The 11,146-nt window shown below is 43.1% G+C and carries 10 protein-coding genes and 1 rRNA gene; 10 read left to right on the top strand and 1 reads right to left on the bottom strand.

Going from position 1 to position 11,146, the window contains the following annotated elements:
- The first annotated feature begins 214 nt into the window (after positions 1-214).
- The 5 genes from ABHC48_RS19980 to ABHC48_RS19960 all read left to right on the top strand — a co-directional run bounded on the left by ABHC48_RS19980 (position 215) and on the right by ABHC48_RS19960 (position 7,010).
- A complete protein-coding gene (locus ABHC48_RS19980) occupies positions 215-1,633 on the top strand; it encodes a Wadjet anti-phage system protein JetA family protein (RefSeq protein ID WP_187565168.1) in 1,419 nt (472 codons plus the stop codon).
- On the top strand, positions 1,593-2,210 hold the full coding sequence (locus ABHC48_RS19975; RefSeq protein WP_118583732.1) for a DUF4194 domain-containing protein: 618 nt from the start codon (positions 1,593-1,595) through the stop codon (positions 2,208-2,210). Before ABHC48_RS19980 ends, ABHC48_RS19975 begins: the two co-directional genes overlap by 41 nt.
- The gene (locus ABHC48_RS19970; protein WP_195700456.1) at positions 2,179-5,514 is read left to right on the top strand and encodes an SbcC/MukB-like Walker B domain-containing protein; all 3,336 of its coding nucleotides are present in this window, start codon (positions 2,179-2,181) and stop codon (positions 5,512-5,514) included. The genes ABHC48_RS19975 and ABHC48_RS19970 overlap by 32 nt, the downstream gene beginning before the upstream one ends.
- Before the next feature lie 356 nt (positions 5,515-5,870).
- Positions 5,871-6,170 (top strand): hypothetical protein, encoded by a 300-nt coding sequence (locus tag ABHC48_RS19965; RefSeq protein WP_173717214.1) that lies wholly within the window; start codon positions 5,871-5,873, stop codon positions 6,168-6,170.
- A gap of 156 nt (positions 6,171-6,326) precedes the next feature.
- On the top strand, positions 6,327-7,010 hold the full coding sequence (locus ABHC48_RS19960; protein WP_148461585.1) for a DNA alkylation repair protein: 684 nt from the start codon (positions 6,327-6,329) through the stop codon (positions 7,008-7,010).
- 132 nt (positions 7,011-7,142) lie between these two features.
- Here ABHC48_RS19960 and ABHC48_RS19955 read toward each other — a convergent pair whose 3' ends face one another.
- The gene (locus ABHC48_RS19955) at positions 7,143-8,945 is read right to left on the bottom strand and encodes an alpha-amylase family glycosyl hydrolase (protein WP_195700455.1); all 1,803 of its coding nucleotides are present in this window, start codon (positions 8,943-8,945) and stop codon (positions 7,143-7,145) included.
- Positions 8,946-9,339: 394 nt separating this feature from the next.
- Here ABHC48_RS19955 and ABHC48_RS19950 point away from each other — a divergent pair, with 394 nt between their 5' ends.
- The 5 genes from ABHC48_RS19950 to ABHC48_RS19930 form a co-directional block, all read left to right on the top strand.
- Positions 9,340-9,735, top strand: a complete 396-nt coding sequence (locus tag ABHC48_RS19950; RefSeq protein ID WP_187565166.1) for a lanthionine synthetase LanC family protein — start codon at positions 9,340-9,342, stop codon at positions 9,733-9,735.
- The gene (locus ABHC48_RS19945) at positions 9,707-9,850 is read left to right on the top strand and encodes a hypothetical protein (protein WP_195700454.1); all 144 of its coding nucleotides are present in this window, start codon (positions 9,707-9,709) and stop codon (positions 9,848-9,850) included. Before ABHC48_RS19950 ends, ABHC48_RS19945 begins: the two co-directional genes overlap by 29 nt.
- Positions 9,851-9,862: 12 nt before the next feature.
- Complete coding sequence (locus tag ABHC48_RS19940) at positions 9,863-10,027, top strand: hypothetical protein (RefSeq protein ID WP_195700453.1); 165 nt, start codon at positions 9,863-9,865, stop codon at positions 10,025-10,027.
- A gap of 249 nt (positions 10,028-10,276) precedes the next feature.
- Positions 10,277-10,558: a sporulation transcriptional regulator SpoIIID gene (gene spoIIID / locus ABHC48_RS19935; RefSeq protein ID WP_118583748.1), complete on the top strand. Its 282-nt coding sequence runs from the start codon at positions 10,277-10,279 to the stop codon at positions 10,556-10,558.
- Between the two features lie 435 nt (positions 10,559-10,993).
- Positions 10,994-11,146, top strand: a 16S ribosomal RNA gene (locus ABHC48_RS19930); the annotation flags it as partial.

Here is an 11,146-nt window from a genome sequence, read left to right as displayed (position 1 = left end):
GATTTAGTCGCAGTTAGCAGTTAGTTCGCTGGAGCGTTGCGCCGGCGAGTGAGCAATCACCATTGTCCGAATGCGTCCGCCTTGAACAACTTTCAACACACTAAATAGCAACTTAGAAAACCTTGTACAATAAAACCGGCTATGCTAAAATAAAGAAAGATTTCAGGGACAAAGCAGTTTGTCCCTTGTTTTACGTTTGAAGAAAGGACACCCTATGTTTCACATAATCCCCAACAATTTTTTTGTTCCGCTATCCTCGCCAAACCGAATTGTGTACTGGGAATGTATCAGCCGCCTTTTTGCCATTATGGAACACCAGTTCTCCTTTGGTGTGGAAAGAGAAGTGCTGGTAGACGAGCTGGAATTTTATTTTGGGCAGGAAAATGCGGCCCAGCTGGTGGAAGAGGAATTCCAGGCTGATGACAGCCGAAGCCGGGCTAACGGCATTTTGCGCCGCCTGGAATACTACGGCTGGATCGAAGTGGAAACAGACAAAAGCTACGTACAGCGTGTAAACTTCAAGGAATACGCTGTGAAAATAATCAAAACACTCCTGGATATCGCAGATGGGAAACAAATTGAATACCAGGGGTACATTTATACCATTTACAGTCTGGTAAAAGGCACCATGGATAAGCCGGGTATCGTGCTCATGCAGATCTGGGAAAACACCGACTACCTGATCACTGGTCTGAAAAACCTCAATTCCAACATCAAACACTACATTGATGACCTTACCAGACACAGCACGGTTGCCCAGATTATGGATGCACTGTTTAACGACTACATTACCAATATTGTAGACAAAGCCTACCACCGCCTGTTGACTTCTGACAATGTTTCCAAGTTTCGTCCGGAAATTATGCAGTGCCTGGAGAAAAGAAGCCACAATGAGGAATTTCTGGAAAAGGCATCTGCAGAGATTGCAGCTATCCGGGAGGTTTCCGAGGAAGAGGGGCGGGAACTGACCTACCGTTATCTTCACGAAATTATTGAGGCTTTCCGCAATATGGACGAGATTCTTCAGGAAATCAACCAGAAAAATACCCAGTACCAGCGAGCTGCCATCAACCGTGCCAAATTTCTCCTGGCAGGAAATGAAGATGTGCGGGGGCAGCTGAAAGAAATACTCATGGGAATTAATGAAGAAATCAACCGGGAAAATATGGATCTTGGGGGAATCTACCGCATTGATTTTCTGGATGATCTGGTGCGTATTTACCAGTGTTCTATTCTGGAACAAAGTTCTCTGTATCTGGCAGTAGAAGGGAAAAAGGAATTCATCCCCTCCAGTCTGGAGAATGAGGAACCAGACGAAGAGCTTCGCCGTGAGAAAATGAGAAAGATGGCAGAAAAGATCCGGAAAGTGATCAGTGTAGAGAAAATTCAGAACTATGTAAACCGTTATCTGGCGGAAAAGGATGAGCTGGAAGCAAGCCAGCTTCCTCTTAATAATGAAGAGGATTTTATCAAACTGATCTATGTGCGCCTTTACGGTCAGCGCAAAAATATGGGATATGTAATAGAAACTCTGGAAGAACGGGAAGTAAACGGCTACCGTTTCAAAGATTTTCGGATACGGAGGAGAGAAAATGGAATATCTGGAAGGAATGCTGCAAAAAGAAAAGGATAATTTCAGCAGGGTTTGCAACCGTCTTCTGGGAACCTGCTTTTTGTGCAAAGGAAACCAGAATACCAAAGCAGATTATTATTTTGTGCTGAAATACAGGAAAGAATTTAAAGAATATCTGGGCGTTCTTGGCTATCGCCTTGAGATAAACGAGGAATATGGAGTGATTCAGCTGACCAGTCCGAGAGGGTATAACCGGATGAATCTGAAGCTTTATGATTCCATTGTACTTCTGATCCTGCGAATTCTTTACGATGAAAAGAAGCGTGAGCTTTCCGCAATAGAGGAAGTAATCGTGAACCTTGGAGACATTCAGGATAAGTTTGTGAGTCTTAATATCCGTGACAGATTAATCGACAAAACCACCATGCGAAATGCCCTGAGCCTATTCCGAAGATATCAGATCGTGGAGCTTCTGGATAAGGATATGGGAGATGAAGAATCTCGTGTTCTGATTTACGACTCCATTCTGATGGTGGTACGTGCAGAAGACATTAAGGCAGCATATGAGAAACTGGAGACATACAGAAAGGGAAGAAACGAAAGCGATGAAGAAACTGACGAGGATGAAGCTGATTAACTGGCACAGGTTTAATAACTGTACCATAGAGTTTGGAGATTCTACTCTTTTATCTGGTGAAAACGGCGCTGGAAAATCCACTCTTTTGGACGCAATCCAGTTTGTGATCATCTGTTCCACCGGCTATTTTAACAAGGCGGCCCACGAGAATGGCAAGCGAAGGCTTACCGGATATATCCGCTGTAAAACAGGAAAAGAAAACCAGCCTTATGAGCGTACCGGCGAGATCAGCGCTCATGTTGCCCTGGAATTTTATGAGGAAAGCAAGGATAAATATTTCATTATCGGTGCTGTTGTGGATTCTGCTTCTGAGGGCCAGGAGACTACAGTGCGGTATCTGATGGAGAATACCAGGATCTCAGATGATCTTTTCCTGTACGGAAACCAGGTGAAATCCATTGCAGAATTCCGTGGTTCCAACATTGATATCCGCCAGTGGTGCAAGACCAATATGGAAGCCCGTAGAATGGTCACAGCAAGACTTGGAAGGATTGAAGATAAGTTCTTTCGTCTGATTCCAAAAGCGCTTGCATTTAAGCCAATCGACGATATTAAGGACTTTGTTTACTCTTACGTGCTGGATGAAAAAGAAGTCAATATTGATGTACTTCGGGAGAATGTGCGTACTTATCAGGATATGGAACGTACCCTTGATAACGTGAAAAAACGCATGAAAAAACTGAAAAAAATACAGGAATTGTACCAGCGTGTACAGGAGCGTATTGAAAAGGACAGGATGTACGAGTATTTCCTGAAACGTAGTGATCTGGAGCTTGTGGAAGGACAGCTTTCCAGTCTGGAAACTGCCAGAAAGAACGAAGAAATCCGTCTTTCCCAGGCGAAAGCCCAGTTGGAAATGCTTCAGAAAGAGCGCTCTGAAAAGCAGGAAATTGCCACAAATATCCGTGTAGAACTGCGTCATAACCAGGAATTTGTAGCTTTGGAAGAGGAGAAAAAAGAGCTAAAAAGGCTTCAGGATAAGAGACAGGAAGCTATGAATGAGGGGACGGAATTGAAGAAGAGCGTGGCTCAGGCGGCCAGGGACTGCGAGAGTTTATTGCGGACTATGGGGGCAGGGGACACTTCCGGATATTCTGCAGCAGTTTCTGCCGAAATGAGTCAGTCTGCAAATGCAGAAAATGGAACTGGCGCAGATTTCGCTTCCTGTATCCGTGAATACCGGAAAAAACTTCAAACTCTGGATGGTGATATCAATGTAACAGAAATAAAGAGCCTTACAGATGATGTGATCCATTTCAAACAGATGCGCTATGGAGAACAGCAGGAAGAGCAGGCGCAGCTGAAGATCCGGCTGAATCAGAACCAGACAGAATGGGAGAAATTAAGCAAAAAGATCAATAAACTGAAACGCAAAAAGCTGACTTATCCATCTGGTGTAGAACTTCTTGTGGAGTCTGTACAGGAAGAATTTGCGGGCATTGGAAGAGAAATCCAGCCTGGAGTGCTCTGCGAAATGCTGGAAATTAAGGATGAGGAATGGCGAAACGCAGTGGAGGGGTATCTGAATACGCAGCGTTTTTACGTGCTTGTAGAACCGGAGAACTTCGATATTGCACTTGGTATTTATGACCGTCTTCGAAGAGAGAAAAAGGTTTACGGAGTAGGTCTGATCAACACGAAAGATCTGGAAAAATACGACACTGCGCCTGCTGGAACTCTGGCAGAAGTAGTCACCTCCCAGAACAAATATGCCCGTCAGTACAGCAACATGATCCTTGGAAAAGTACAGATGTGCGAGCGTTACGAAGACCTGAAAAAGTATTCTGTTTCTATCACAAAGGGCTGTATGAGATATCAGAACCGTGTGGCAAGTGCCATCAAACCAGAGGTATTTCGTGTGCCGTTTATCGGCAAAAATGCTTTTACCGTACAGCTGGCACAGGCTGAAGAAGAATTTCAGAAGCTTAGTGAAACAATGGAAAATCAGGAGAAAAAGCTGTCTGACACAAAAGAGATTCTGGGACTTCTTTCTACAGAAAGTGACGTGGATATTAAGTACCGTCTGGATGTGATCGCTACCCTTCGTATGTTAAATAAATCCATTGATAAATGTGAGGAAAATATACGAAAACTGAAAGAAAATTCCACCCTGATCCAGAAGCAGCTGCAGCTGGATGAGCTGGAAAAAGTGCTTAGGGGATTGGATTACACCATCAGCTCCGACACGGAAAAAATCGGTGGAATGCGTGCCCGAATCCAGGATTTGGTTGCCAGAAAACAGACACTTCTGGAAAAACAGGTTACCGGAAAGAGTGAGGTAACCGCTCTTGCAGCAGATGCGGGAGAACGTTTAAATAGCTGGAATCGGGAATATAAGGAGGCTCTGGGAGTAAGATCAATTGAGCAGTTTCAAAGTGAATATTTTTATAAACTGCCTTCTAATAAGAGAAAATATAACAGTGAGAGATGTCAGATTGCCAAAGACAATATGATAAATGCCATGGTGGAATATAAGACCGAGCATGATTTTGGTGCAGCTGCCAGTCTGGAAGGTTTTCCTGAATTTGAGGCGGTGTATGAACGTTTGAAAAACTCTGAACTTCTTGATTATGAGGAGAAAGTACAGTCTGCCCATAAAGCGGCAGAAACAGAATTTCATGAGCAGTTTCTGGCGAAATTACAGGAGAATATGAAGCTTGCCCAGGGGGAATTTAAGGAACTGAACAAGGCGTTAAAGGGCATTGATTTCAGCAGTGAACGATATGAATTCCAGTTTATGCCAAGTAAAAAATACCGCAATTATTATGAAATGATCATGGATGATTTCAATGTGACACAAGGCGAATCCCTGTTTTCGGGAATCTTCCATGAGGCTCATAAAGATGTAATCGAGGAGCTGTTTGAACAGCTTTCGGTAAGTGGAAATAACAGTGCACAGGCTCTTGACGAGTTTACGGATTACCGTACTTACATGGATTATGACATTAAGATCATTCATAATGACGGCACCTATTCTTACTATTCCAAGGTATGTGAAGAGAAGAGCGGCGGTGAGACACAGACCCCGTTTTATGTGACAGTGGCAGCCTCTTTTGTACAGCTTTACAGCAATAATATTGGTGGCGAGGCAGCTGGGCTGGTGCTCTTTGATGAGGCCTTTAATAACATGGATGATGAAAGAATCGGCGGCGTTTTGGAATTCCTGAGACGCCTTCCATTACAGCTTATTATCGCCGCTCCTCCAGATAAGATCCAGTATATCGGCCAGGCTATGGATGAAGTGATGCTAGTAATGACAGATCAGAAGCAGAGTTATGTGGAGGAATATCACAATGCAGTATGACTAGTACATCGAATATTAAGTAACTGCCATATTGACTTGTCTGATTTTTCATCTGCTGCGTTGTCGTCGGTCGCCGTAGCCACCGCTACGCCTCCTTTCTCCGCCTTGCATATGAAGAAATCATCCTGCGTCAATATAGCAGATACTTAATTTTCGATGTACTAGCTGGTATTAGAGCGTGTTTGAAAAATCATTCCCACAAATTGTGACGCACATCTTGCAGAAAGCCTTTTTCAAACACGCTCTAGAAAACCTGCTGGATTGCAGATGAATCCTGAAATTAACAGTTGCGCACAGATAGCTGAGGTATTAAAATATATAAAAATAACATAGCTGCAAAAAAGGAGGTACCGCATATGACAACATTGGAAATTCTGGACCGTCTGCAAGGTGATGCGCTGAAAGATGGTGAACTTCGAAAAAAGCTTTTGGCAACCCGTTTGGAAAAGGATCCTCTCACTGTTTTTTGCAGATTATGCAGGGAACTTGGCTATGAATTGTATGAAATGGACCTGGTATCTGCCGGAGAAGACTTCTATGCTACCATGCGCCGCAGTACCAATGGCGGCGGAGAAAACTCCCCGAAGCTGGAGGGGGAAGATGACTTCTATGAGCTTTTGATGGCAAGCCTGGAGGCAGCAGAGAAAGCAGAATAGAATTGGCTCAAATAGACATCAACTATGAGTGTTTTTGGTAAGCCAAAAGTATTATACAAAACATTATGTAAACTAAAAGGACGACAGTTGAAAACCCAAATTTCGTTGAAAATTAGAGTGAAATGTCTGTTATAGATTGAAAAACAGGGAGTGTGCATGGCAGAATTAACGGAATTGCAGAAGCAGTTATTCGAATTACAGGATATAAAATATCGGGATTTCCACAGCAAATTAATGCCCGAAACAGCCAAGGAAAAGATTATTGGAATCCGTACTCCTGTGCTTCGGAATTTTGCAAAAGTATTCGCCGGTACTCCGGAATTAGAGGACTTTTTGCAGCAGCTTCCTCACCAGTTTTATGAGGAAAATAACCTTCATATGATGCTGATCACTGGGATAAAGGACTATCCGAAATGTATGGAAGAAGTACAGCGATTCCTGCCCTATATCGACAACTGGGCCACCTGTGATTTCCCAGAGCCAAAGTGTTTCCGTAAGAACAAAAAAGCAGTATTAGAAGAGGTTCGGAAGTGGATCGCCTCCACTGAAACCTACACTATTCGCTACGGGATCGGCATGCTTATGCGCCTTTTTCTGGACGAGGATTTTTCCCCGGAGTATCTTGAAATGGCAGCTGGCGTACAATCACAGGAATATTATGTAAACATGATGATTGCCTGGTATTTTGCCACCGCTCTGGCCAAGCAATGGGATGCTGCAGTACCTTATATTGAGCAGCACAGACTGTCGGACTGGGTACATAAAAAGACTATCCAGAAGGCAGTGGAAAGCTATCGGATTACGTCTGAACAGAAGGAATATTTGAAAGGCTACCGTTAAAAATAGGATTTTATGGTTTAGAGACTGAGAAATAAAAAACGCCAGAATGAAAAGCTTTATCATGCGGTAAAGCGAATTTCATTCTGGCGTTTTGTATTTATGCAGGCATAAGATCCTGGTGGTTGCCGCAAATCAGCGGAAGCTCTTCAGCCAGTTCACCAGGGAATCATGCCAGATATTGTCATAAACGGTTTTCTTCATCTGGTCGGTTACCGGACCATTGTTTGCCATTTTCGCAAGGATTCCGGCTTGAAGCTCTTCTACGGTCATGTCCTCTGGGGACTTGGACCAGTCTACGGTTATCTGAGATTTTTCGGAGGCTGGTTCGGATGCGGTAGTAGTATTAGATGTTGTACCATCAGCTGCTTTTTCAGAAGCATTTGCGGTGCAATCAGAGTTACCTACAGTAGTCGCAACCGTTTCCTTTATGCTGTCCGTATTCGCAGCATTTTTCAGTGCCTGAGAGATCGGAGTTGTATTTTGCTCTGCGACAGTGGCAGCAGCTTCCTCTTTTGTCTGGTCTGCGTTGTCAGCCTTAACTGTTGTATTAGTAGTTTCCGGTGTCTTTGCATTCATCTCTACCGGCTTATACTCTGGCATATCCCCAGCCGGAACCCAGATATTGCCGCTGTTTCCGGCAACGGTTACATGAATGCGTCCATTTTCTACAGAAACTTTTTCACCGGTCAGAGTACCTACATACTCAGCTGCATTTCCAGCAGCCAGATCCATAGAAGCGGCATTGTCATCATTATTTACAGTGACGATCACACGCACCCCATCCAGGTCACGGGCAAAAGCATACTGGCGGTTGGTGAGCATAAGCTCTGCATAGCTTCCATAATTAAGAGCCGGTGTATTCTGGCGGACTTTTCCAAGGGCAGCAATAAGAGCTGTGCAAGGATTTTTCTCCACTGCGTCAGCATAATCAGCAAGATTTAAGGCTGGTCTTAAGCTGTCATCTGAGGTTCTTTCCTTACGTCCCTCAATTCCAAATTCAGAACCATAATAAATACTTGGAACTCCCGGAAGGGTGTAGAGAAGCACATGAACTGGAGCAAAATGCGCCTTATTGGAAAGTTTGGTGTAAATTCGTTCTACATCATGGTTGTCCACGAAATTATAAAGATCAAGGTCGCCCATGTTCTGCAGATATTTTACAGTGTGCGCGATCTCAAAATAGTTATGGTCATTGTGTCCGCTGTAAAGAGCCTTGTGAAGTGCATAATTTGTAACACTGTGAAGGGTGCTGCCATTTACCCAGCGGCTGTAATCGCCGTGGATGACTTCGCCCATCAGCCAAAAATCCGGTTTCACTTCCTCAGCGGTGCGGCGCAACTGTTTCATAAAATCAAAGTCCAGAACGTCCGCAGCGTCAAGACGGATACCATCCACATCAAATTCAGAAACCCAGAAACGGATCACATCGCAGATGTAGTTCTGCACATCAGGATTGCGCTGGTTTAATTTTACCAGAAGATTATATCCGCCCCAGTTTTCATAGGAAAAACCATCGTTGTATTCGGTATTTCCAGAGAAGTTCACATTACAGTACCAGTTTACATAAGGTGAATTCTGTCGCTTCTCCTGAATATCTTTAAATGCGAAAAAGTCACGTCCGGTGTGGTTGAATACGCCATCGAAGATAACCTTGATCCCTTTTTCATGGCAGGTTGCAACGAAATTCTTCAGATCCTCGTTGTCACCCAGACGGGAGTCAAGCTTCCTGTAATCAGTAGTCTCATAACCATGTCCCACACTTTCAAATAAAGGACCTATATATAAAGCGGTGCACCCGATTTCTTTAATATGATCGATCCACGGAAGAAGCGTATTCAGCCTATGCACAGGCTCCCCATACTCATTCTGCTTCGGCGCTCCTGTCAACCCCAGTGGATAAATGTGATAAAAAACTGCCTCGTTATACCAACTCATGTCTAACACCTCTGTCGTTTAAAATAAATTTGTACATTCAACGTTTTCTATAATAGCAGATTTTAGGAGCTTATTCCATATAAAAATATGATGATTCATGGTACTCTGTAAGGATTGTTAAAATTTTTGAAAACGGAAAATATATTGATAATTTTGCTTAAGGGCGAAAGGTTAAAAATAGGGATTCGATATACAAAATGTCGGAAGAACAGAAGAAAGCCTTTGTTGAGGCGTGATGGTAAATTATATCGATAAAACCTATTGACATACTATGAAAACTAGAGTATATTTTACACCAACATCAACGAAAGGAAAAACCACTTTCAAAAGCGGGAAAAATGGCAGTGAAGAGCTGAAAGTTTTATGCCAGAGTGCAGAAGTGGCGGGCCATCAGATGAATAAGAGGATAGATCCAAGAATTTTTCATAAAAATACTGCCGAAGATTACCTTCAGGCGGCGATAGAGACAGCGAACTGGATTGACACGTTGGCGGTGAAGACAGAACATGGAAGGATCTGGAAAGCGCTTCCGGAAGGACAGGACGGATATCGTGAAGATGTTCCTATGTTTACGTCAAAAAGTATGTATGACGGTTCTGCTGGAATCGGAATTTTCCTGATCCGTCTTTATGAAGCCACTAGTGATGAGAGATGGCTGAAAGAAGCAGAAGAAGCGGCTGCGCATATTATTGCTACGCAGGTTGGTCCTGAATGGTATCAGCATACCTTACTTACATTCGGAGGTGAAAGGAATCATTCCTGTGCCGGGATGGGTGGCAGGATCTTATAATGGACCGGTAGGAGAAGCCTATTTTCTGGAGGATCTTTACCATGTGACAAGAAAGCAGGAGTATCGCGATTTCGTGTTACGCACAGCGGATATTCTTATGGAGGCAGCTTCTTGAGATGAACGCGGGTTGTTTTGGAGCGAGCAGGAGGATATTACTGCAGATGGCGGATTTATTGTTTTTCTGGATATTGTATATCGTCGCACTGGAATCCGGAAATATCTGGATTTTGCCAGTGAGGCAGCCGAACCTGGTACGACAGCTGGTGGAGAACCATCCCCACCAGAGTTGTAAGCTACCCGGGACTTTATGTAGGCGCAGCAGGATGCGGCTCTTCTTTACTGAGGGCTTACGCAGCGCTTACAGGAAAGAAGCTGACTAATTTGTATGAGTATCATTTTTTTGAGAAAATATAATGTACTTTATAATATGTACGAAGAATATGGAAATTATTTAACTGCAAAATATTACGGAACGTTTTCTTACATATAAATATAGCGCCTCTGCATACACTGTAAAAACAGCGTCGGCGGAGGCGTTTTTTTGAAAGAGTATATTGAAGAGCGGGCAGTAGAGATTGGAAATTATATTATCGAAACTAGGGCAACTGTAAGGCAGACTGCAAAAAGGTTTGGGATATCAAAGTCCACAGTACATAAGGACGTGACGACCAGACTTGCAAGCTTAAATCCAGCACTTGCAAGGCAGGCCAGGGCTGTGTTGGAGGTGAATAAATCAGAGAGACATATCAGAGGTGGTTTAGCTACCAGGGAAAAGTATTTGCATCAACATATGCTAGAAAACAATTTGCACAAAAAAATATAAACTTTTTTGTAAAAAGTGCTTGACGATTCCTTGCGGCAGTGGTATAGTAAACAAGCTGTCGCAAGGAATTGCTTCTGAAATACTGAAAAATAAAATAGTTTTCAGAAAATTCAAATTAACTGTTGACAATCGACTGAACTTATGGTAAAGTAATCAAGTCGCTTGAACAGAACGACAGAAACAAACAACTTTAGACAGAATCTTGAAAATCTTAAAAACTTTCGAAAAAAGTACTTGACAAGATTTGAAAGATATGATAAAGTAAATAAGCTGTCGCAAAGAGATGACAGCGAAACAACCTTGATAACTAAACAGTGAAACACATACGATTCTCGAAAATTCTTAACGAATCATCATTCAAATGAATGAACTTTTTATAACAGTAATGACGAGAGATAACTAAGCTAGTTGGTTGTCTTGAGTGAATCAAACATTTTATCAGAGAGTTTGATCCTGGCTCAGGATGAACGCTGGCGGCGTGCTTAACACATGCAAGTCGAACGGGAAACATTTCATTGAGGCTTCGGCGGATTTGATCTGTTTCTAGTGGCGGACGGGTGAGTAACGCGTGGGTAACCTGCCTTATAC

This window comes from Ruminococcus sp. 1001136sp1, from assembly GCF_039841815.1.
Classification (GTDB): Bacteria; Bacillota; Clostridia; order Lachnospirales; family Lachnospiraceae; genus Blautia_A; species Blautia_A faecis.
Note: the sequence above shows the minus strand (reverse complement) of the source record. Positions and strands in the feature narration are given on the sequence as shown.